This window comes from Acidisoma sp. S159, from assembly GCF_009766125.1.
In the GTDB taxonomy this organism is placed as follows: Bacteria; Pseudomonadota; Alphaproteobacteria; order Acetobacterales; family Acetobacteraceae; genus Acidisoma.
In genome coordinates this window covers 114880-137542 of the sequence record NZ_LMUG01000032.1, presented here as the reverse complement: position 1 = coordinate 137542, position 22663 = coordinate 114880, and the positions used below count along the sequence as shown (strand labels likewise).

The 22663-nt window shown below is 64.6% G+C and carries 22 protein-coding genes; 13 read left to right on the top strand and 9 right to left on the bottom strand.

Features of this window, described 5'->3' with window-relative positions:
• Nucleotides 1–23 precede the first annotated feature (23 nt).
• The gene (locus GSQ92_RS08480) at nucleotides 24–1214 is read right to left on the bottom strand and encodes an acetyl-CoA C-acyltransferase (RefSeq protein WP_158802836.1); all 1191 of its coding nucleotides are present in this window, start codon (nucleotides 1212–1214) and stop codon (nucleotides 24–26) included.
• A 23-nt stretch (nucleotides 1215–1237) separates the two neighbouring features.
• Nucleotides 1238–3265 (bottom strand): M3 family metallopeptidase, encoded by a 2028-nt coding sequence (locus GSQ92_RS08475; RefSeq protein WP_158802835.1) that lies wholly within the window; start codon nucleotides 3263–3265, stop codon nucleotides 1238–1240.
• Between the two features lie 114 nt (nucleotides 3266–3379).
• Here GSQ92_RS08475 and GSQ92_RS08470 point away from each other — a divergent pair, with 114 nt between their 5' ends.
• The 4 genes from GSQ92_RS08470 (at nucleotide 3380) to xylB (ending at nucleotide 7740) form a co-directional block, all read left to right on the top strand.
• Nucleotides 3380–3703, top strand: a complete 324-nt coding sequence (locus GSQ92_RS08470; RefSeq protein ID WP_254065606.1) for a hypothetical protein — start codon at nucleotides 3380–3382, stop codon at nucleotides 3701–3703.
• Nucleotides 3704–3787: 84 nt separating this feature from the next.
• Nucleotides 3788–4894: an NADH:flavin oxidoreductase/NADH oxidase gene (locus tag GSQ92_RS08465; RefSeq protein ID WP_158802834.1), complete on the top strand. Its 1107-nt coding sequence runs from the start codon at nucleotides 3788–3790 to the stop codon at nucleotides 4892–4894.
• Nucleotides 4895–4962: 68 nt separating this feature from the next.
• Nucleotides 4963–6213, top strand: coding sequence for a DNA polymerase IV (locus GSQ92_RS08460; RefSeq protein ID WP_159013359.1), 1251 nt, complete (start codon nucleotides 4963–4965; stop codon nucleotides 6211–6213).
• A 45-nt stretch (nucleotides 6214–6258) separates the two neighbouring features.
• Entirely contained in the window at nucleotides 6259–7740 is a 1482-nt protein-coding gene (gene xylB, locus GSQ92_RS08455) for a xylulokinase (protein WP_159013358.1), read from the top strand.
• Between the two features lie 159 nt (nucleotides 7741–7899).
• Here the strand turns inward: xylB and GSQ92_RS08450 are convergent, their stop codons facing one another.
• From GSQ92_RS08450 to GSQ92_RS08420, 7 genes are all read right to left on the bottom strand, one after another.
• Nucleotides 7900–8910 carry a substrate-binding domain-containing protein gene (locus GSQ92_RS08450; protein WP_216850033.1) on the bottom strand — a complete coding sequence of 337 codons (1011 nt, stop codon included), beginning with the start codon at nucleotides 8908–8910 and terminating at the stop codon, nucleotides 7900–7902.
• 61 nt (nucleotides 8911–8971) lie between these two features.
• On the bottom strand, nucleotides 8972–9700 hold the full coding sequence (locus GSQ92_RS08445; protein ID WP_158802832.1) for an SDR family oxidoreductase: 729 nt from the start codon (nucleotides 9698–9700) through the stop codon (nucleotides 8972–8974).
• Between the two features lie 45 nt (nucleotides 9701–9745).
• A complete protein-coding gene (locus tag GSQ92_RS08440) occupies nucleotides 9746–10444 on the bottom strand; it encodes a lysophospholipid acyltransferase family protein (protein WP_159013357.1) in 699 nt (232 codons plus the stop codon).
• A 12-nt stretch (nucleotides 10445–10456) separates the two neighbouring features.
• Nucleotides 10457–11500 carry an Ldh family oxidoreductase gene (locus GSQ92_RS08435; RefSeq protein WP_158802830.1) on the bottom strand — a complete coding sequence of 348 codons (1044 nt, stop codon included), beginning with the start codon at nucleotides 11498–11500 and terminating at the stop codon, nucleotides 10457–10459.
• A gap of 45 nt (nucleotides 11501–11545) precedes the next feature.
• Nucleotides 11546–12538: an aldo/keto reductase gene (locus tag GSQ92_RS08430; protein ID WP_159013356.1), complete on the bottom strand. Its 993-nt coding sequence runs from the start codon at nucleotides 12536–12538 to the stop codon at nucleotides 11546–11548.
• A 13-nt stretch (nucleotides 12539–12551) separates the two neighbouring features.
• A complete protein-coding gene (locus GSQ92_RS08425) occupies nucleotides 12552–13418 on the bottom strand; it encodes an amidohydrolase (protein ID WP_159013355.1) in 867 nt (288 codons plus the stop codon).
• A 49-nt stretch (nucleotides 13419–13467) separates the two neighbouring features.
• On the bottom strand, nucleotides 13468–14454 hold the full coding sequence (locus GSQ92_RS08420; protein WP_159013354.1) for an aldo/keto reductase: 987 nt from the start codon (nucleotides 14452–14454) through the stop codon (nucleotides 13468–13470).
• A gap of 225 nt (nucleotides 14455–14679) precedes the next feature.
• Between GSQ92_RS08420 and GSQ92_RS08415 the strand changes: the two genes are divergently transcribed.
• The 9 genes from GSQ92_RS08415 to GSQ92_RS08375 all read left to right on the top strand — a co-directional run bounded on the left by GSQ92_RS08415 (nucleotide 14680) and on the right by GSQ92_RS08375 (nucleotide 22653).
• Nucleotides 14680–15924, top strand: coding sequence for an ABC transporter substrate-binding protein (locus GSQ92_RS08415; protein ID WP_158802826.1), 1245 nt, complete (start codon nucleotides 14680–14682; stop codon nucleotides 15922–15924).
• Nucleotides 15925–16038: 114 nt separating this feature from the next.
• The gene (locus tag GSQ92_RS08410; protein WP_158802825.1) at nucleotides 16039–16908 is read left to right on the top strand and encodes a branched-chain amino acid ABC transporter permease; all 870 of its coding nucleotides are present in this window, start codon (nucleotides 16039–16041) and stop codon (nucleotides 16906–16908) included.
• A complete protein-coding gene (locus GSQ92_RS08405) occupies nucleotides 16905–17957 on the top strand; it encodes a branched-chain amino acid ABC transporter permease (RefSeq protein ID WP_158802824.1) in 1053 nt (350 codons plus the stop codon). The genes GSQ92_RS08410 and GSQ92_RS08405 overlap by 4 nt, the downstream gene beginning before the upstream one ends.
• 4 nt (nucleotides 17958–17961) lie before the next feature.
• Complete coding sequence (locus GSQ92_RS08400) at nucleotides 17962–18690, top strand: ABC transporter ATP-binding protein (protein WP_158802823.1); 729 nt, start codon at nucleotides 17962–17964, stop codon at nucleotides 18688–18690.
• On the top strand, nucleotides 18687–19415 hold the full coding sequence (locus tag GSQ92_RS08395) for an ABC transporter ATP-binding protein (protein ID WP_158802822.1): 729 nt from the start codon (nucleotides 18687–18689) through the stop codon (nucleotides 19413–19415). The genes GSQ92_RS08400 and GSQ92_RS08395 overlap by 4 nt, the downstream gene beginning before the upstream one ends.
• Before the next feature lies 1 nt (nucleotide 19416).
• Complete coding sequence (locus GSQ92_RS08390; RefSeq protein WP_158802821.1) at nucleotides 19417–20256, top strand: FadR/GntR family transcriptional regulator; 840 nt, start codon at nucleotides 19417–19419, stop codon at nucleotides 20254–20256.
• Between the two features lie 57 nt (nucleotides 20257–20313).
• Entirely contained in the window at nucleotides 20314–21039 is a 726-nt protein-coding gene (locus GSQ92_RS08385) for a FadR/GntR family transcriptional regulator (RefSeq protein WP_158802820.1), read from the top strand.
• Between the two features lie 171 nt (nucleotides 21040–21210).
• On the top strand, nucleotides 21211–21642 hold the full coding sequence (locus GSQ92_RS08380; RefSeq protein ID WP_158802819.1) for a CBS domain-containing protein: 432 nt from the start codon (nucleotides 21211–21213) through the stop codon (nucleotides 21640–21642).
• A 315-nt stretch (nucleotides 21643–21957) separates the two neighbouring features.
• Nucleotides 21958–22653 (top strand): hypothetical protein, encoded by a 696-nt coding sequence (locus GSQ92_RS08375; protein WP_158802818.1) that lies wholly within the window; start codon nucleotides 21958–21960, stop codon nucleotides 22651–22653.
• Nucleotides 22654–22663 lie beyond the last annotated feature (10 nt).

The window sequence follows — 22663 nt, the reverse complement described above, 5'->3', positions numbered from 1 at the left end:
AACACCGCTAGGCACTGCGATGATCAGTGAACGCGCTCGACCGCGATGGCCGTAGCCTCGCCACCCCCAATGCAAAGTGCCGCCACGCCGCGCTTGAGGTCGTGACGCTCCAGCGCGTGCAGCAATGTCACGATGAGGCGGGCACCGGTCGCACCGATCGGATGGCCGAGAGCGCAGGCGCCGCCATTGACGTTGACGCGGTCGCGCGGAATGTCGAGGTCGCGCTGCGCCGCCATGGCGACAACCGCGAAAGCCTCGTTGATCTCGAAAAGATCGACGTCATTGATGCTCCAGCCCGTCTTGGCGAGCAGCTTACGGATCGCCGGTATCGGCGCCGTTGTGAACCAGGCGGGTTCCTGCGCATGCGTGGCATGCGCCTTGATTTCGGCCAGGATCGGCAGCCCCTCGCGCTCGGCGATCGAGCGTCGCGTCAGGATGAGCGCGGCCGCGCCATCCGCATTGGCGGATGAGCTTGCGGCGGTGATCGTGCCATCAGCCCGGAAGGCGGGCTTCAACAACGGGATTTTCTCCGGCGAGACTTTCAGCGCATGTTCGTCATTCTCGACGAGCCTGTCTCCGCCTTTCGCCGGAACGGAAATCGAGGTGATCTCCGCGCGAAAAGCTCCGCTGTCGATTGCATTGCGCGCTCTCGTCAGGGTTTCGATCGCGAAGGCGTCCTGGTCGTCGCGGGTGAACTGATAGGCCTGGGCGGCCGCCTCGCCGAAATCGCCCATGGAGCGGCCTTTCTCGTAGGCGTCCTCCAATCCGTCGAGCATCATGTGGTCGAAGATGCGGTCATGCCCGACCTGATAGCCGCCACGCGCCTTGGCGAGCAGATAGGGCGCATTCGACATCGACTCCATGCCGCCCGCCACAAGGATATCGGCAGAGCCCGCTGTGATCAGGTCATGTGCCAGCATCGCCGCCTTCATGCCGGAACCGCAGACTTTGTTGACCGTCGTAGCGCCTGTCGCATCCGGCAGGCCGGCGCCGCGCGCCGCCTGCCGTGCCGGTGCCTGCCCCTGACCCGCCGGCAGCACGCAACCGAATAAAACTTCATCGATGCGCTCCGGCGCAAGTCCAGCCCGCTCCAGCGCCGACCGGATCACATGCGCGCCCAAGGTCGGCGCCGGGATCGCCGCGAGATCTCCCTGGAAGCGACCGAGCGGCGTGCGGGTCGCGGAAACAATGACGATCGGATCAGCGACAGGCATGGGATTTCCTGGCTCCTTGTCGCCTATGCCGCTGCCAGACCACGTGTGCGCAACAGGGCCTCGGTGCTTGGCGCGCGCCCACGGAAGGCGGCGTAAAGCTCCATCGGATCGCGGGTGTCACCCGCGCTTAGCAAGACTCGCAGGCGAGCCGCGGTCGCGGGATCGAACGGGTTTCCGGCCTCCTTGAATGCCTCGAAGCCGTCGGCATCGAGCACTTCCGCCCAGAGGTAGGAGTAGTAACCCGCCGCATAGCCTCCGCCCGAAAACAGATGCTGGAAATGCGGTGGCCGGTGGCGGATGCCGATCTCCGGCGGCATGCCGATGCCCGCGAGAAACTCCGCCTCGAAGGCTTCGACGCGGATCGTTTCAGGCGCCGGATGGCTGTGCATCGCCATGTCGATCAGCGCGGCGGCGGTATATTCGACCGTGCCGAATCCCTGATTGAAGTCACGCGCCGCAAGCAGTTTCGCCACAAGTTCCGGCGGCACCGGCGCACCGGTCTCGTGGTGCAAGGCGTAGCGGCCCAGTGTCTCCGGCAGCGCGATCCAATGCTCGTAGATCTGCGACGGCAACTCGACGAAGTCGCGGCGCACGGAGGTGCCGGATTGACCCGGATAACGCACCTTGCTCAGCAAGCCATGCAGCGCGTGGCCGAATTCGTGGAACAATGTCTCGGCATCGTCGAAGCTCAGCAACGTGGGCTCCGACTTCGCGAAGTTATTGTTGTTGACGATGATCGGCGAAATTTCGCCGTCGAGCGTCTCCTGATCGCGGTAGCTGCTCATCCAGGCGCCGGACTGCTTGTCGCTGCGCGCATAATGATCCGCGAGGAATACGCCGACATGGCCTGTCGCGTCGCGCACCTCAAAGGCATGCACATCGGGGTGATAGGTCGGGACATCCGGGCGCGGCGTGAAGGTGACGCCGAACAGTCGCGTCGCGGTATCGAAAGCCGCGCTCTGGATATTCTCCAGCACGAAATACGGCTTGATCTCCGTCTCATCCACCGCGTAGTCGGCTCGGCGCACCTTCTCGGCGTAGTAGCGCCAGTCCCAGGGTGCGAGGGCGCCGTTGAAGCCCTCGGTTCGTGCCACCGCCAGCAGCCGGTCGCGCTCGGTTGCCGCCACGCGCTTCGCCGGTTGCCAGACCTCCGCCAGCAGCCCCTCCGCCGCCGATGGAGTGCCGGCCATGCTGTCGGCGAGGCGAAATGCGGCGAAGCTCGGATAGCCGAGGAGCCGCGCGCGCTCGTGGCGGAGCGCCAGGATCTCCGGGATCAGGACGCGGTTGTCATGTGCGCCGGGATGCGTGCCTCGGGCGATCCAGGCTTCGTAAGCCGTCTGTCGCAGGTCGCGGCGGTCCGAGAAGGTCAGGAACGGATCGATCAGCGAGCGCGATAGGGTGACGATATAGCCATCCATCCCGCGCTCCGCCGCCGCCTGCTTCGCGCCAGCGCGGACGAAATCCGGGAGGCCTGCAAGATCAGTCTCGATTAGCGGTAGCTGCCAGGCTTTTTCGTCATGCAGCACGTTCTGGCCGAATTCAGTGTGCAGCACGGCGAGGCGCTCCGAGATCTCCGTCATCCGCGCCTTCTCAGCCGGCGCCAGCGCGGCGCCACTGCGGACAAAACCCAGATGCGTGCGGTCGAGCAATCGCCGCTGGTCCTCGGTCAGATCCAAGGTCTCGCGCTTGCTGTGCAGAGCATCGACGCGGCTGAAAACTGCGGGGTCGAGCGACACTTGCATGCCGTGCTGTGCCAGCTTTGGCGACATCTCGCGATCCAGCGCTTCCAGCGCTTCGCCGCCCTGGCTCGCCACGAGATTTCCGAACACGCTGCCGACCCGCGCCAGCGTCCGGCCGCTGCGCTCCAAGGCCTCGATCGTATTGGCGAAACTCGGAGGCGCAGCGGAAGCGCCGATCGCCGCAATCTCGGCAAGGTGCTCGGTCATGGCCACGCCGAAAGCTGGCGCGAAGTGCTCCGGCTTGATGAGGTCGAAGGGCGGAACGCCGAAGGGCGTGGTCCAGGAAGCGAGGAGTGGATTGCTGGTGTTCATGGGCGCAGGGGATGCAGAAGCCGGGAAGGAGGTCAAGCGACGTTGAATGACGCGCGTGGGCGGCCACATGCCGCTAGCCGAACCCTGGTTCGGGCAATTCAAGGAAACATGAATATGGCGGATGACGACGAAGCCTCCTCCACTGACGCCGAGGCGGGGAAGCATTCACAAGCCAGGCAACTCGCCGAGAAGGCCCTCCGCGCCGAAGCCGCTGGCAACCAGGATGAGGCGGACACCCTGTTCGCCGAAGCCAACCGCATCGACCCATCGGCGGTGGAAGCGGCACTGAGTGACGCGGGCGGCGACTACCGGGCGGCGGTCGAACCGGCCGGGAATGATGAGGAGGTCGCTCGCATGTCGCGGGAGATCAGGCCGGGGTCTGCGGCACCGAGCCGCGCCGGCATCACCAATTCCGGAAGCGGAGCGGACGGGGAATAGCCCGCCGGGCCTTCTGCGAAGACGCGGCCTCTGCGAGGGTGCGACATCCGACACCAACTCCACACCACCAGTCTGAGGTCCGAGATGAGCGAACTGTTCCAACCCTGGCGCCTGGGTGCGCTTGAACTCGTCAACCGCGTCGTGATCGCGCCGATGTGCCAGTATTCGGCCGAGGACGGGGTCGCGAATGATTGGCACATGATCCATCTCGGCCACCTTGCATTGTCGGGCGCCGGGCTGCTGATCACTGAGGCGACGGCGGTCTCGGCTGAGGGGCGGATCTCCCCGCGCGACCTCGGGCTCTATTCGGATGCGGCCGAGGCGGGGCTGGGGCGGGTGCTCGCGGCGATCCGGCGGTATTCGCCGATCGCGGTGGCGGTGCAGCTCGCGCATGCTGGGCGCAAAGCGTCGTTCCAGGTACCCTGGGAAGGCGGCGCGCAGATCACGCCCGACGCGCCGGACGGCTGGGACGCCGAGGCGCCCTCGGCGGTGCCGCAAGTGGATGGCGGCGTCGCACCCTTGAAGCTCGACCGCGCCGGTATGGACCGGGTGCGAGAAGACTTTGTCGCCACAGCGCGCAGAGCCGCGCGGCTGGGGGTGGACGGGATCGAACTCCATGGCGCGCATGGCTATCTGCTGCACGAGTTCCTCTCCCCCATCTCCAACCAGCGGGACGACGAGTATGGCGGCAGCCTCGCTAACCGGATGCGTTTTCCGCTGGAGATCTTTGACGCGGTGAGGGCGGCTTTCCCAGCCGAACGGCCAGTTTGGATGCGGGTCTCCGCGACCGACTGGGTGCCGGAAGGCTGGGATATCGAGGGCACGGTAGAGCTGGCAAAGGCACTGAAGGCGAGGGGCTGCGCCGCGATCCACGTCTCCAGCGGCGGCATCTCGAACAAACAACAGATCCCACTGACGCCAGGCTATCAGGTGCCATTCGCGCGCCGGGTAAAGGCGGAGGTAGGGTTGCCGACGATCGCGGTCGGGCTGATCACCGAAGCCAACCAGGCGGAGGCGATCATCGCCGGCGGTGATGCGGATGCGGTGTCGCTGGCGCGGGCGATGCTCTACGACCCGCGCTGGCCCTGGCACGCCGCCGCAACCCTCGGCGCGCATGTCTCGGCTCCGCCGCAATATCTGCGCTCCCAGCCCCACGGCCTGCGCGATTTGTTCAAACTGGGGAAGGGATAGAGACCTCGAAACGCCTGAGGCGTTGCCCGACGGACAATCGCCCGCCGACCTGCTAACCTCTCAGCATCATGCCCAGCCTTTGCCGATCCTGCGATGCGGTGGCAGACCGACCATCGGGCGCTTGTGCCCGCTGTGGATCGCGAGCGATCGTCTCCCACGCGGAGCTGTTCACGCTCACGATCGGTCACATCGATTGCGACGCCTTCTACGCGAGCGTCGAGAAGCGGGACCGGCCGGAGCTGGCGGCGAAGCCCCTCATCGTCGGTGGCGGACAGCGCGGGGTAGTGACGACCGCCTGCTATATCGCGCGCATCTCCGGCGTGCGTTCGGCCATGCCGATGTTCAAGGCGCTGAAGCTTTGCCCCGAAGCGGTGGTGATCCGCCCGGACATGGCGAAATACGTTCACGAATCCCGCCGCATCCGCGCGCTGATGCGCGACCTCACGCCGCTGGTCGAACCGCTTTCGATCGACGAGGCGGCGCTCGACATGGCGGGCACTGAGGCGCTGCACCGCGCGCCGCCCGCCATGATGCTGTCGCGACTGGCGCGGCGGGTGGAGGCGGAGATCGGCGTCTCCATCTCCATCGGCCTTGGCCCCAACCGGTTGCTCGCCAAGCTTGCGGCTGAGCGTGGCAAGCCGCGTGGCTTTTCGGTGCTGGGGTCGGAGGCGCCCGCGCTGTTGGCGCCCGAACTGGTAGGGCTGTTGCCAGGTGTGGGTGCCGTCGCGGTCGCGCGGCTTGCCGCCATGGGCATCACGCGTATCGGCCAATTGCAGGCACTGGACGACACCACGGCGCGTCGCAGGCTGGGGGAAGATGGCCCCTCCCTGGTGCGGCGCGCCCGCGGCGAGGACGCCCGCAGTGTAGAACCCAGGCGCGAAACCAAGTCGGTCAGCGCCGAGACGACCTTCAACAGCGATCTCTCCAACCCGGCCGAGCTGGAACGCATTTTGTGGCGCATGGCCGAGAGGGTGGCGGCCCGGCTGCGTGCCGGCGAATGGGCGGCGGGTGGCGTAGTGCTGAAGCTCAAGACCGCGAAACACGTCATACGAACACGAACGCATCGCCTACCGGCGCCGACCGCGCTGGCGGATGTGCTCTTCGCCACCGCCAGGGCGATGTTGACGCCCGAGGCGGATGGCACGGCCTTCCGGCTGATCGGCCTCGGCGCCCAGCCGCTACGCTCGATCGCCGAGGCCGATCCCGCCGATCTTGCCGATCCGGATTCCGGCCGGCGAGTGGCGCGGCAGCAGGCGCTCGACCATTTGCGGGATCGCTTCGGCCCGGCCATCATCGGGCGCGGACGGGGCTTCGGCTGAGCCGGGGGCGGCCGCTTCAAATCCGCTAAGAGATAGAGCGCTCGCATGACCACCTTCCTCGGCCTCGACCTCGGCACCTCCTCGGTCAAAGCGATCATCCTGGATGAGGCGGAAACGGTGCTGGCCGTGGTCTCGGTGCCGGTGCCGTCGCCCACCCACCCCACGCCCTTGGCATCTGAGCAGCCGGTGGAGAGCTGGTGGACGGCGGTCGCGGCGGCATTGGAGGAACTGGCGGCCGAGCATGCGCCTGCCATGGCACGCGTCGCTGGCATCGGGCTTAGCGGACAGATGCACGGCCTCGCGCTGCTCGACGGTGCGGACCGCCCGGTGCGGCCGGCGATGCTGTGGAATGACGGACGCGCGGCCGGTGAGGCTCAAGCCCTCGCCGATGCCCACCCAGATCTAGCGCGGCGGCTTGGCGTGCCGCCAATGGCGGGGCTCACGGCGCCCAAACTGCTGTGGCTCGCGCGGCATGAACCGGAAGTACTGGCGCGCGCGCGCCATATGCTTTTGCCGAAGGACATCATCCGACTGCATCTTACGGGCGCGCGCGTGACCGATGTTTCGGACGCCGCCGGAACCTGGTTGCTCGATGAGGAATCGCGAAGCTGGAGCGAGCAGGCGATCGCCGCCGTTGGGATCGATCCCGCACTGCTGCCGCCCGTGGTGGAGAGCCCAACGCCCACCGGAACCCTGCGGCCTGAGATCGCCGCGCGTTTCGGCCTGTCGCCGGGCGTCGTGGTAGCGGGCGGTGCGGGGGACACTTTGGCCGGTGGCATGGGGATCGGTGCGGTCGAGGATGGCCGTGCCTTCGTGGCGCTCGGAACCTCCGGCCAGGTTTTTGTCGCGACCGACCGCTACCGCCCGGCGCCTGACGCCGCGGTGCATAGCTTCTGCCACTGCCTGCCAGGCCGCTGGTGCGCGATGGCCGCTGTCCTTAACGGCGCGAGTGCGCTTGGTGCGGTCGCACGGATGATAGGCGGCACGGCGGATGCAGGCGACCTCCCCGCGCTGCTGGCCGAGGTCGAGGCTGGTTTCACCGGGCCGGGTTCGCTGCTCTTCCTGCCCTACCTCGCGGGCGAGCGCACGCCGCATAACGATCCCCATGCGCGCGGCGTGATCTTCGGCCTGACGCCGGATACGCGGCGGCCGGAGGTCATCCAGGCGGTGTTGGAGGGCGTGGCTTTCAGCCTCGCCGATGGTGTGGCGGCTTTGGACGCGGCGGGGCTGCATATAAAGCGCGCGGGCTTTATTGGCGGCGGCGCGCGCAGCCGGTTCTGGGCGCGCATCATCGCCAGCGCGACCGGTCTTACGCTAGACCGCTATGATGGCGGCGAGCATGGCGCGGCCTTCGGAGCGGCGCGGCTCGGCCGCATGGCGACAGGGGACACAACGCCGCCGCGCCAGCCGGTAGTCGTGGAGCAAATCACGCCGGATGCCGGGTTGCACCAGGCTTACGCACCGCGGCTTGAAGCTTACCGTCATCTCTATCAGGCGCTGCGTCCGGAGTTCCGGCGTAAACCCTGAGACAAGCGATACGCGGCTAGGCGTGGAGATCTAATACTGAACAGCACCCAAAGATCCGTCATGGCACGCGAAGGCGTGCCATGCACGCCTTGCCTTTGTTACGCAAGCAAGGCGTGGATGCCCGGCCTTCGCCGAGCATGACGTTGTGGAATGAAAGTCCTAAAGTCCAGAAGCCGCCAGTTGCGCGACGTTCGCCTTATCCACGGTGATGATGCGGTTGAGGCTGATGATGCGTTTATCCACATCGACATTGGCTTTCCCGAGGCCAGGAATATCCATCCCCGTCTCGAACTTCGCCTTCTTCAATGTCAGGTTCGCGACGGCCACCATGGCATAGCCGGCGTCTTTCGGGCTCCAGAGAAATGCCTTCCGCACCGCGCCCGCCATCAGCAGCGATTGCACCTGCGACGGAATGGCGGTGCCGACGATCGCGACTTTCTTCTGCAAATGCCTTTGCCGGATGACATTGCCGCAGCCGATCGGCCCGTTCGATCCGAATGCGACGATGCCTCGTAAGTCGGGATAGGCCTGCAGCGCCTCGCGCGCCACCTGTTCCGAGGTATCGACTTCGTCCGCGCCGGGGAACCGAGATGTAGCGAGCTTCATCTTGGGATAATTCGCGAGCTGATACGCAGTGGCGGCATCGGCCCAGGCATTGTGCAGCGGCGTCGTCAGCGTGCCGACGAGGATGATGTATTCGCCCTCCTCGCCCATCTCCTCGGCGAGCGCCTTTATCTGTGTTTCGCCGAACAGCTTGCTGTCGATCATCTCGACATCCCACGTGCGGTTGTCCTGGTTCGGACCTTCCTGGGTTATCACGATGATGCCGGCATCCTGCGCCCGCTTCAGCACGGGGCTGAGCACCTTCACGTCCAGCGGCACCACGCCGATCACATCGACCTTGCGCGCGATAAGATCCTCGACCTCACCGACCTGCTGGGCCGGATCGACATGGGCGGGACCGATCATCGAGGTCGTGATGTTAAGATCCTTGCCGGCCGCGGTCAGCCCCTGGTCCAGCAGGTTGAACCAGGGCACGCCGATGATCTTGACCACCGTCACCATCGTCGGGTCAGCCGCTCTGGCAATCGTGGGCGCACCCAAGGCGCCGATGGCGGTCGTTGCCGCCAGCGCCTTCATCGCACCGCGCCGCGTAATTCCTACAGCCATGACGTCTCCTGCCGTTTCGATTTATCGGTCCATCTCTCCACATTCACCGTCTGGGCGCAACTCAGAGATCCTGGCCCGCAGGCAGCATCACGAGGTCACGGATGGTGACATTGCGAGGCCGGGTCAGCGCGAAGAGGATCGCCTCGGCGACATCCTCCGACCTCAGCCCCTCGCGTGCCTCGGCCCGCCGGTCGATCTCCTCCTGGCTTGCGATCCCCCACAGCTCGTTCAGGACCATGCCGGGCGAGACCGAGCTGATGCGGATGTCCTGTTTGAGAACCTGTCGCCGCAGGCCATGCACGAAAGACCGGATGGCGTGTTTGCTGGCGCTGTAGACCGGTTCCCAAGGGATCGCCTGATGGCCGGCGATCGAGCTGGTCACCAGGATATCGCCTTCGCCGCGCGCGATCATCCCCGGCAGCACGCGGCGCACCGCACGGAAGACGCTTGCGACGTTGATCTGCAAAAGCCTGTCCCAGTCATCGGGATCGCCATCCGCCACGTCGCCGTGAATATAGATCCCGGCATTGGCGAGCAGCACATCGATGCGGCCGAAATGTCCGAGCACGGTCTCCACCATGCGATCGGTCTCCTCGGGTCGGGCGAGATCCGTCGGCACGACGAAGGCGCCTTCGCCGATCTCGTCCGCCACCTTGCGCAGCCGATCGCTTTCCCGGGCGACGAGCGCGATCTTGCATCCTTGGGCCGCAAGCACCCGGATCGTCGCCCGGCCAATTCCGGAACTCGCCCCGGTTACAACGACAACTTTCCCGGCAAGGTCATAATTCATGGCTTCTCGTCCCTTCTGAAGGATTGTTGCGGCTGTCCCAAAGGATCAGGCCGAGCATTCCGCATCCGCTTGCTCCGCGACCGCGGTGAGTGCCGCCGCGATGATCGGCAGCCACGCTTCCCAATTCTCTCTCGGCACCTCGATCGGCGCGCCACAGACGATGACGCCACGCCCGAAGGGCAGCGGGACGATCGTTCTGTCCCAGGTCGACAAGGTCCGGCGGCGGCTGGTCTGAACCCCGATCGGCAACACTGGCACACCCGACAGGCCCGCGATTTGGGCGACGCCTTGAGCCGCCACCCGCCGTGGACCCCGTGGGCCGTCTGGCGTGATGAGAATGTGCTCGCCAGCCTCGAGAACATTCAACAGAACGCGCACGCTGGATACGCCGCCCTTCTCGGCAACTTCCCGCGCGGTGCCGGTCTTCGTCGAGGAGCCGTACACCACCTCCACGCCAAACCGCCGGACAACATCGCCGATCAGGCGGCCATCGCGATGTTTGCTGACGAGAACACTCGGCGTGCCCCGCGCCCCGCGCCGCCGCATGATCGACCACAGGGCCGGCAGCAGCGCCAGGCGCTCATGCCAGAAGGCCGCGATCACCGGCGATGTGGCAAGAAATGGCGTCAGGTGTTCGCCGCCAAGCAGCGTCCACCGCGTCGTGCGCAACGCCAAAGCCAGGTAGGAACCGACGATACGCGCGGTAAGAGCCTCGACCGCCGCGCTGCGGAGCAGTGTCGTCAAGCTACACCCACGTCAGGCCCTGGTCCCCAGGCCGAGGAAAGCCGCGGTTTCCGGATCGATCGGAATGCCGTCCTGAAGCCGCTGTCCCTCGATACGCCATTCGCGGTCGCCCGGCGCCATGACCGCCTGACCCTCCGCATTGGGCGGGACGGAGCGGAGCGCCACGAGATAATCGCGCATGCCGCTTGCGAACATCGCGCTGCCCCCGAACCGTTCCGGGTCGATGGCGAGGAAGAAATGCCCCATGCCGCGTGGTGTCTGAACATCCGCGGCGCCGATCATCGGAATCATCGCGTGATCCAGCGTCATGCCCATCAGTATGGCCGAGAGCAGCGTGGCCACGCCCCCAAGCCCCGCCCCCTTGAAGCCGAAACCCGCGCCGCCGAGCGGCATGAGCATCTCGGCGACCTGGGGGTCCTGGGTGGGCGTGCCGGCGGCATCCGCGGCGACCGCCTCCGGCAGCAGCTTTTGCAAAGACCGGAACAGCAGCACGCGATTAAACGGGATGGAGGATGTCGCCATATCGAACAGCCACGGCTTCTCCCCCGCCACCGGCGCCGCGAAGGCGAGGGGATTGGTGCCGTGGAAGGCCTCGGCGGCGGCGAAGGGGGCCACGATGCTGTCGCCATTGGTGGTCGCGAAGCCGATCATGCCATGTTCCGCCGCGACAAGCGCATAAGCGCCAGCCGCGCCGAAATGGGACGACCGAATGGCCCCGACCGCGCCAACACCCGAATCCCGCGCGATCTCGACGGCCGCCTCCATCGCACGGTAGCCGGTGAGGTGGCCCAGTCCATCATCGCCATCGACAACAGCTGTTGCCGCCGCCGTCCGGCGCGTGACGATGGAGGGCCGTGGGTTCACGCGCCCAGACTTCAGCACCGAGACGTAATGCGCGACTAGCCGCACGCCGTGGCTGTCGATGCCGATGCGGGAGCCATGCATCATCGCCTTGGTCGCGGCCTCTGCCGATTCAGCGGAGGCGCCGGTCTCCGTCAGCACCTGCAGGAGCCGGGCCGCCAAGATCTCGGCAGGAACCAGGATAGCCTCGGTCATCGAATCTCCGCGCTCAGAAAGCCTTAAGCAGAGGTATCGATGCCCTCAAGGAGCGTCGGCGCGCAAGAGCCCGGCGGACCGGAGATCCGCCCATAGCGCCGGCGGGATGGGCCATTTCGCCCATTCATTGTTCTGCGCGACTTCCTTCGCGCTGCCCATGCCGATGACCACGGCCGAGATTGCCGGTTGCCGCAAGGGGAACTGTATGGCCGCGGCCTGAAGCGGCACAGTATGCGCGTCGCAAACCTCGCGCAGTTTTCGCGCTTTCTCCGCGATCTCCGGTGGGATCGACCCATAGTTATAGGTGGAGCCCGCCGCATTGGCCGCGCTTGCCGCCAGAATGCCGGAGTTGAAGACGCCGACCGCGACGAGTTCGACACCCTTAGCCGTCGCCTCGGGCACCAGGTCGGTCAGAGCATCCTGCTGCAGCAAGGTGTATCGGCCGGCAATCATGATGGCGTCGAAATCGGCCGCCCGCAGGAAACGCGTCGCGACATCGCTTTCGTTCACGCCGACACCGATGGCGCGGATATCGCCGGCGGATCGCAGCTCGTCGAGCGCCCTGTAGCAGCCGTCCATCGCCTGGCCAAAGATCCGATCATAGTGAGCGCCATGATTGAAGCGATCAGCATCATGGATGTACAGAATATCGAAACTCGCGAAGCCAAACCGGCTGGCGCTTTGCTCGAAACTCCGCATGGTGCCATCGTAACTATAGTCGAAGACCGGCTTCAGCGGTAGCGCATTGGCCCAGATTCCCTGATCGACCGTCTCGCCGCGCGGTGGCACCAGATATCGGCCGACTTTCGTGGAAAGCGTGAAGCTTTCCCGCGGCACCGAACGAAGAAACCGCCCGAAGCGCAGCTCGCTCAGTCCGTAGCCGTAAAGCGGCGCCGTATCGAAGTAACGCAGGCCCGCATCGTAAGCCGCGCGCAGTGCCTCCTCCGCCTGCCGATCCGACATCGAACGATAGAGCGTCCCCACCGTGCTGCCGCCAAAACCGATGGACGACGCGAAGCCGATGCGTTTTCCGCTCATCGCCGAATCCTCCTCATCCTGCGCGGAGACTGGGAAGCCGATAGCTTTCAATCACCGAACGACCGAAGATCTGGTCGCGCTGTGCCTCAGTCAGGTAATCGAGATTGGCGCGAAGCGCTTTGATTACTCGGCCATAGCTTCCCGCGACAAGGCAGACAGGCCAGTCCGTGCCGAACATGCAACGCTCGGGGCCAAAGAGCCGCACGGTCTCCGCGATATAGGGCCGCAGATCCGATGGCGACCAGCTTTCCCAATCGGCTTCCGTGATCATCCCCGACAGCTTGCACCAGACGTGATCGCGATGCGACGCGAGCTCCGTCATCAGCGATGCCCAAGGCTGTATCACACCCTGCTTGATCTCCGGCTTCGCGATGTGGTCCAGAACGAAACGCAACTGCGGATGGTTGGCGACCGTCTGGATCATGGCGGGCAAATGGACAGTCTTGCCGACGAGATCATAGGCAAGACCTGCGTCAGTAACTGCCCTCAGCCCGCGCTGCGCATCCTCACGCAGCAGCCATTTTGGATCTGGCTCCTCATGCAGAAGGTGCCGGACGCTAACGAGCCACTGCCCGCCCGGTCCGGCCTTCAGCGCTGCGAGAACCTCCTCGACCTTCGGGTCCGTCAGATCCACCCAGCCGACCACGCCAGCAACAAAATCCGTCTGCTCAGCCAGACTGAGAAAATCGCGGGTCTCGTTCAGATCGTGCCAGGTCTGAACGAGAACCGTCGCGGCGACGCCATTTTCCTCCATCGCCGGCTGGAGGTCGGCGGGCGAGAAGACTCTGCGGATCGGCTCGAACGGGCCGCTCAGCCAGCCGTAGTCGCCGTTGACGGGATCCCAGAAATGCTGATGGGCGTCGATGATGCGCGATGTCATGTCGGATCCATGGTTTGGGCAGTCGGTCGCTCAGTGGTTTGGCGGCTGACTACCAGCGCTGGTGGACATGCGGCCGGATATCCTCGTCGTAGATCGCTTTGAGCTTCTCCATCACCTCCGGCGCGAGCGGAGGCAGCGCGGCCGCTTCGGCATTCGACCGAGCCTGCTCGGCATTGCGCGCGCCAGGAATCGCGACCGTGACAGCCTCGGACATCAGGATCCACCGCAGCGCGAAGCGCGCCATAATGGTACTGTCCGCGACGAGCGGCCGCACGCGTTCGACGGCCGCGAGGCCGACGTCATAGGGCACGCCCGAGAAGGTCTCGCCCACATCGAAGGCCTCGCCATTGCGATTGAATTGGCGGTGGTCCGTTTCCTCGAACTTCGAATCCGCGCGGAACTTGCCGGAGAGCAGCCCGCTCGCGAGCGGAACGCGGGCGATGATCGCGACCTGATTCTGCAGGGCGAGATCGAACAGCAATTCCTCCGGCCTCTGGCGGAAGATATTGTAGATGATCTGGATGCTTACTACGCCGGGATATTCGATCGCCTTGATCGCTTCCTCTATCCGTTCGACACTCACGCCATAGTCACGGATCTTGCCCTGCTGCTTCAGCGTATCGAGAAAGCCGAAGACCTCGGGGTGGTAGTAGAGATCGGTCGGCGGGCAGTGCAGTTGCACCAGATCCAGCGTGTCGACCTCGAGGTTCCGCAGGCTTCGCTCGATCCATTCCGTCAGGTTTTTCTGAGTGTAGCCCGCTACGGTCTGAGAAGGCAGGCGGCGGCCAGCCTTGGTCGCCACGAAAGGCCGATCGGCGCCACGCTCTTTCAGGACCCGGGCAATCAGCTTCTCCGAGCGTCCATCGCCATAGACATCGGCTGTGTCGATGAAGGTGACGCCGCTATCCAGCGCATGGCGTAAGGCATCAAGCGCGTCATTCTCGTCGACATGCCCCCAGCTCGCGCCGATCGCCCAGGCGCCGAAGCCGATTTCGCTGACCTCGCGGCCAGTCCGCCCGAAGATTCGATTACGCATCTCGTTCCCTTCCGCCGCACGACCTTGTTCCTGCCGCATTGCAGCCCGCTCGTGCACGCTTGACTTCAATCGAGCCTAAAGTTAGAGGGGATCGGGTTGTATGACAACAGGGTAAAGGACCTTGTCTCGCGGCGGATGAGGGTTTAGGCCGTCACCACGCCACTGCCTCCAGAACAAGCCGGCCACGAAAAAGCCAGTGAAACAAAAATTGCAGAGGAAAATCCGATGAAGAGGCTGAGACTCAAACTGGGGCTCGGGATCGCCGCGTTGGGACTTTTCGGAGTCTTGTCGCCGCCATCCCATGCAGCCGATAAAGACCTGAAGATCGGCGTCGTGGCGGCGGAGTCCGGCTCATTCGTTTCCGCTGGCAACACGATCGTCGCGGCAGCCAAACTCGCGGCGACGAAAATCAATGACGCCGGCGGCATCAAGGTCGGCAACGACACCTATAAGATCAAACTCTATATCCGCGATAACCGGACCGACGTGAACGTCACCGTCGCTGCCGCGCTCGAACTGGTCAATGACATTGGTGTGAGTGCGATCTGGGGCACCGAAACGCACGACTATTCCATCGCCATGGCCAAGATCACCGGTCCGGCGAAGGTGTTGCAGTTCTCCGGGAATAGCTCGCTCGGCAGTGCGCTGAATGCCAAATCGGTCGCGCCTGGCGCCTGGCTGCACTACGCCTTCCAGACCGAGCCGCAGGAATGGCAGCGCAGCGGCAGCACGGCCAAGGGTGTGCTTTCACTCCTGACGCCGATGCTGGCGACGAAGCCGGTGCATTCCGTCGTTCTGGTCGGCAATGACGCGACCGGGCAATATCTCTCCTCGCATTACGTGAAGGCGCTGGAGGCTGACGGCCAGACCGTCGACTTGGTGAAATATCCGCCCGACACGACGGATTTCCTGCCCATCCTGACGCGCATCAAGGGCATGAAACCGGATATCGTGCATTTCTGGTACAACGGCGATTCGACGCTGACAGCCTTCCCCCAGGCCGAGCAGATCCATGTGGCGCCCGCTTATTTCCTGTTTGGCGTCGATCCTGGCATCTACGCCCAGCGTAACCTCAAGGCGACCGTGCCCGTCGCGATGAGCTGTGTGCCGGAATGCTGGGGCGGCCCGAAGCGGCCGGAAGTGGATGACTACTTCACGAAATACTTCGCCTCCGGTGCCTCCAAAGGCCCGCAATCCTCAGTTTCGCTGCTCTACTACGACTACTTCTTCATGTATGCGAAGGCGCTCACGCAGGTCGGGTCCGTCGACAATCCGGATGGCGTCGTCGATGCCCTGTTGAAGATGCAATATCAGGGCGTGGTCTCGCCCGTGCCGCTGGTCTTCAACGCCAATCACCAGGTTACCTTCGCGACCGAAGTCTGTGTCGTGAAGCCGAATACCTCGGACGACTTTCATTGCGCGACCGAGCAGCCTCCTCCGGCGCCACCGCCCGGCGATGCCGGCGGCTGACGGATCGTCAGATTCCGGGCCCAGGCTAAAGGGCCGGGTGGCGAGCATTAGCGCTTCGTCTCCGGCCCACCTCCGCGAGCGAACACCTGACTTTGCCGGGATGCAGAACGGACCATGGATATCTTTCTCCAGCAGCTGATCAACAGCCTCTCTGTTGCCAGCGTCACCATCCTGATCGGCATGGGGATCACCCTGATCTTCGGCCTCGCGGGGATTGTGAACTTCGCGCATGGCGAGTTCCTCATGGTCGGCGGCATGGTGACGTGGCTGCTGGTAATGGCCGGCGTGAATTTCTTCATCGCGATGTTCGGCGCCATGGCGGCCGTTGGTGTGCTGGGCTACGTGGCGGAGCGCACCCTGTTCCGCTTCACGCTCAATCGACCGATGAACGGCTTCATCATGTCGATCGGCCTTAGCGTAATCCTGCAGAATGTCGTGATCAAGGCGCTGAACGAGGTGCAGAAGAGCATTCCCGATCCGATCGCCAAAGTCTGGGTGATCGGTGGCGTGGACATCATCGCCATGCGCGCGATCGTCGTGGCGATCACGGTCGTTGTCGTCGCGATCACCTATTTCGGCATCACGCGAAGCCGCTACGGTGTCGCGCTGCGGGCGAGTGTCTCCGATCAGGACACCGCCGCGCTGATGGGCATTCCCGTGCGGCGCTATGTCACCGGCGTTTTCATCTATGGCAGCGTGCTGGCGGGCCTCGGTGGCGCCCTGATGATCGCGCTGTTTCCGATCACGCCCTTCACCGGCAGCGTCGTCATCATCCGTGGCTTCGCGGTGTCGCTCATCGGTGGCCTCGGTAATGTCGGAGGCGCCGTAGTCGGCGGCCTGGTTCTCGGCCTGGTCGATGCCTTGAGCGCGCAATACGGCTATCCGCAATGGACCGATGCCTATTCGCTGGTGGTGATGATCGTGATCCTCATCCTCCGGCCGCAGGGCTTGCTGGGCGGCACGCTCGGGCCGCGCGCCACATGAGCGCCGATCAGCGGAGAGACGCCGTGACGGCGCCCGGCTTTTCGCTCAACACACGAAAGACAGGCTCTTCCGGCTGGCTGGAGCGGCCGCCGCTCGATCACATCGTGATGGGCGTCGCGATACTGGCCTTCCTGATTGCCTTTCCTTTCTTCAATCCGGGCTATCGGTTCCTGTCTCTCGCGATCACCACAGGTTTCACGGCGATCGCGCTGTACGGTCTCGCGCTGCAATTCGGCCAGGCGGGTATCATGTCGGTCGGTCATGCGGGAATCATGGGCATCGGCGGCTACACGGCCGCGATCCTCGCAAACCAACTGGGGATCGGATTCTGGCTCGCTTTGCCCGCATCTATCCTGCTTTCGGCCCTGGCGGCGGGGCTGGTAGGGCTGCCGTCGCTTCGGGTGGGCGGGCAACACTACATAATCATCACCTTCTGCTTCTGCGCGCTGCTGGTGATTGCGCTCACCAATGGCGGTGACTTTACAGGCGCGGCAACGGGTCTCGATGTCGGGCCGATCGCGGGACCTTTCGGCATCAACCTCGCCAAGCTGCGGAACATGTACTATCTCGTGATGCTCGCGCTGGTGGTCTCTCTTGTTCTGACCTATGTCATCGTGCATTCGCCCTACGGCCGCACCCTCTGGGCGATCCGTGAGAATGAGCCGCTCGCCCGCGCGGTTGGCATCAACACCAACTTCCACAAGATCGGCGTTTTCGCCCTCAGCGGCGCCTTCGCGGGGGCGGCTGGCATCCTCCAGACTTATTATCTGCGGCACATATCACCACCGCTCTACGGCGCATTCCCCAGCCTGTATCTCGCTTTGATGGTCATGCTGGGCGGTGCCCGTCCGCTCTATGGTCCTCTGCTCGGCGCGATCATCGTGACATTCCTGCCCGAGGTCGGCGGACTCGACCCGATCGATTCCCGCATCGCCTACGGTGTCGGCTTGCTCCTCGTCATCCTGCTGCTACCTGCGGGCGTCAGCGGAGGCCTTCTCGGCCTGTATCGATCGATGATCGGCCGCCAGCGCCGGGCCGAGAAGGGTTAGCGGGATGGTCGCGGCAAGACTTGAAATCACCGGTCTGCGCAAGAAATTCGGCGGCGTCGTGGCCCTCGCCGGTGTCGATGTTTCGATCGATGGTTCGGGCATAACCGGGATCATCGGCCCCAATGGATCGGGCAAAACGACTCTCTTCAACGTCGTGACAGGCGCCCATAAGCCCACTGCTGGCCGAGTGACATGGAACGGTCAGGACATCACCGCACTTCCAGCCTACAGGATCGCGCGCTTGGGCCTGGTGCGGACCTTCCAGCAAGCGATGTCCTATCCCGGCCTGTCGGTGCGCGACAATGTCAGCATCGGCTTCGAGCACGGCCGCAGCATAGGATCCACGGACCGTAGATGGCGCTCGCCGGACGAGGTTCTGGCATTCGTGGGGCTCGATGGCCTGGGCGAGGAAGTCGCCGGCTCGATGTCCTTCGGCAATCTACGCCGCCTGGGCATCGCCGTGGCGCTCGCCGCCGATCCGGTATTGCTGTTGCTCGACGAGCCGGCCGCCGGGCTAAGCGACAGCGAAGCAGGCGACTTGCGAGAGCTGATTCTGCGTTTCCCGAAAATGGGTATCGGCGTCTGCCTGATCGACCACGACATGGCGCTGATGGGGGCCGTCTGCGACCACTTCATCGTTCTCAACTTCGGCACCAAAATCGCCGAAGGCGCGCCCGCTGAGGTTTTGCAGAACGCGAAAGTGCTCGAAGTCTATCTGGGGGTCGATCTATGACGCTCCTCCAGGTCGAGCATCTGGGCACAGCCTACGGACCCGTGACGGTCAATCGCGACGTGTCGCTGACCGTTGGCCAAAACGAGATTGTGACGATCCTCGGCCCGAACGGCGCAGGCAAATCCACACTGCTGCGCGCCATCTCCGGCCTGCTTAAACCGCGCAGCGGCAGCATCCGCTTCGATGATCGCGATGTCACCAATACGCCGGCCGATCGCGCGGTGGGTCTCGGAATCATCATGGTGCCCGAGGGCCGCAAGATCTTCGCTGATATGACGGTGCGCGAGAACCTCCGGCTCGGTGCCTATGCCCGCAAGGACCGCGACGCGGTGGAGGAAGACGTCAAGCTGATGGAGTCCTACTTCGAAATTCTGGCACAGAAGCGCGGCGCAAAAGGCGGCGAGCTGAGCGGCGGTCAGCAGCAGATGCTGGCGATCGCGCGGGGGCTGATGGCGCGGCCACGAATTCTGCTGCTGGATGAACCATCCCTCGGATTGTCGCCAAAGCTCGTCAAGGATCTGCGCGCCGTCATCATGGACGTGAAGAAAACCTTCGCCTCCGCTGTACTGCTGGTCGAGCAGAACGCCGGTCTCGCGCTGACCGTCGCCGAACGCGGCTATTTGTTGCACAACGGCCGCATTGTCGCCTCCGGCCCGATTTCGGAGCTGCGGGACGATCGTCTCATGCGCGATCTCTATCTTGGCAATACGCCGCAGGGGCACTGAAATGCCTCTGAAGCTCCGCAAAGTCAGTCGCGGTCCGCATCTGCCGACGTTGGTGGCGAGTTCGATCACACGCGAAATCGCCCAAGGACGCCTGCGCCCCGGCGACCAGCTTCCCACCGAACAAGCTTTGGCCACGACTTTTGGCGTCAGCCGCAACGTGGTGCGGGAAGCCATCGCGCGTTTGCGCTATGAGGGCCGCATCTGGTCCCAGCAAGGCCGCGGCGCCTTCGTGTCGGAGGCCTCGCAATCCAGCGTGCTGAAGATTGAACATGACGCGCAGCAGCCCGGCGACGCTTTCGACTCGCTGTTCCAGTTTCGCGGCATATTGGAGGTGCAAGCCGCTGGGCTCGCAGCCAAGTCGTACACTGCCACCGATCTGGAGGCGATGCGCGCCGCCCTCGGCATCATGTCCTCATCATTGTTCGGCAGCGTCGGCTGGCTAAAGGGCGACCTGGAGTTTCACCAGGCAATCGCGCGGGCGACCCACAATACCTATGTCATCCAGATCGTGACTTTCGTCGCCGAGCGTGTCCGCGAGAGCATCATCGCGGCTGGCAACCAGCATCGTTCCGACGAGATGGCTGCGATGACGGAGCGCGAGCATCATGAGATCCTCGCCGCCATTGAAGCGCGGGACGAGGCGTCAGCCGAACAGGCCATGCGCCGGCATCTGGCCGCCGCCCGAACCCGCATCACGGCGGAGCCCAGCTCTGAGCTCGGTGACAAGCCAGTCGGGCGGTCCGGCGAGGCGCGGAGCCGGCCGCTCGTGGAAAGCGGGCAGCCGAAGCCTAGGCCCCGCCGAGCCACGGGCACGAACCGGCAGGCCCGGGCGGAATCTTGAACGCCACCCTGCTTGCCGCGCTATCTACGTCCATGAGGATCAGAGGACGGGGGGAGAATGGGCGGTAGGAGGCCGGCGGTATTCGACCGCATCGAGCAGGCGCCAAACCTGACGGCTGGCCTTATCGACACTCTGGTAAGCCAGATAGAATCGGGGGAGCTGGCGCCGGGTCAGCGTCTGCCGACCGAACAGGCGATTGTGACGGCGACCGGCGTCAGCCGCACGGTCGTCCGGGAAGCACTGGCTTCGCTCAGGGCACGAGGTCTCATCACGACTCGCCAGGGCCTTGGCGCCTTCGTCGCCGAAAGTGCGACGCCACGTTCCTTCTCGATCGACTCGAAGGCGGGCCTGGCAGACGCCCTTCGAATCTATGAACTGCGGCTTGGCATAGAGGCGGAAGCAGCCTCGCTCGCCGCGGTCCGGCGGACCGAGGAGGATCTGTCGCGGCTGCGAGCGGCATTGGCCGCGATCTCCGATGCGATCCTTGCCAGCCGTTCGGGTGCCGAGGAGGATTTCACCTTTCACCGCACCATGCTGCTCGCCGCCGACAACCCCTATTTCAGCCGGGTCTTCGACGTGGTCGGCAGCGCGATCATCCCCCAGCGGCGCCTTCGCCTCGACGAGATGAGCGACCGGGAGCGCGAGTTGTACATGCGCCGGCTCCACGGCGAACACGAGTCGATCGTGACCGCCATCGCGCGGGGAGACGCCTCCGCCGCGCGCCTTGCCGCGCGATCTCATCTCCGGAAGTCCTACGCGCGCCTCCAGAAGCTTGGGTTGTGAGGCGGTTCGCCCGGGGATGGTCCCGAGGCACGCTTTGGTTTTGTGGAATGTTGCGTTTTGCCGCGCCCAATCGGCTAAGCTTAGGTTCAGCCCGCCGGCCGCAGCCTTGTCGCGCTCAGGTATGGGAAAACGAGGCCTCTAGAAGCTCTCGCAAATGGAAGGATCCGTGACGTGATCATCGCAGCCATTCTTCGACACAAGCAGGGCGAGATTATCACCGTGAGCCCCAGCGCTCCGCTCTCCGAGGTCGTGGCGCTCCTCGCCACGCACCGTATCGGTGCCGCTCCCGTATCGGGTGGCGGCGGCCTCGACGGGATCATCAGCGAGCGGGACATCATCCGTGCCCTCGCTCAGCACGGCGCGGGCGCGCTCACTCTGAAAGTGGGGGACACCATGACCCGAAGTGTCCAGACCACCACGCCGGACGCGACGGTGGAACAGGCGATGGCTGCGATGACAGCCGGACGGTTTCGCCATCTGCCCGTGATGGAGCAAGGGCGGATGACCGCCATCATCAGCATTGGTGACGTAGTTAAAGCGCTGCTCACCGAGCAGGCCTACGAGGTGGAGAACTTGCGCTCGTACGTGGCGGGCGGCAGTTAACGCGGAGACGATTTAAGACTGAAACGCGACCCAAAGCCCCGTCATGGCACGCGAAGGCGTGCCATCCACGTCTGCCTTCGTCCACGCAAAGCAAAGGCGTGGATGCCCGACCTTCGCCGAGCATGACGTGGTGGAGTGAGCATGGTTCAAACCACAGAGACACCCCACTCCGAAACCCAGACCGGTCGCTTTTTCCGCCAATCTACTCGCTCAACCACGCCACCATGGGCCTTTACGAATCGAACAGGCACCGCTACGTTCTTGTTTCGTTCACGCCGAGTCGGGCGGTTGGCGATGGAGAAGGAAGGGCGACGAATGGCGCGCATTAGCAAAGAAGACCATCCGGCGATCTTGCGAATGGTCGACGTCGAAAATCGCAAGGTCTCGGAAGTCGCGGCCGAGTTCGGCTGCACGCCTGCCAATATCTATGTCCTGCTTGGAAAGCTGCGCCGTTCGATGGGCGAAGCGTCGGGGCAGGGCGCTGCGCAGCAGCCGCTAGCTCTCGACCAGGCTCCGCCGACAGTGACGGCCGTGGTTTCCGCCAGCGAGGAAGAACACCAAGTCGCCGAACTTGAGCCGGCAATTGAGCCTGCCAAGCCGGATCGGCCAGAGAGCGTGGAAACCGCTCCGCCGAGCGAGGAAAACGGGAACGTTCTCAGCTTCGAGCGGACAACCCTGAGTGCGGTCCTCGCTCAGGAGACTGGACAAACCGAGGTTCGCGCCGTGGAGCCGGTTTCGTCCGCTTCGCTACCGGCACCCAAGGCGGCGCGACCTCCCGCCCGCACATCTGGTCCAGCGCCCACGAAGGTCGGCGCGAAGCTGGCAAAACCAGGCGTCGGGCTCGTCATGCGCACAGCGGATGGTGAGGAAAGCCTGGCACCCTTCCGCTCGCTGGATGATCTTCTCTCCGCCATCAAGCCGATCCTGCGGGCCTCCGCTCGCAGCGCAGACCCGGTGTGGTTTTCACTGCAACCGGTGGATCTCTCCGTGCTGGACAGCGACGCGGCCTGACATCCGCACT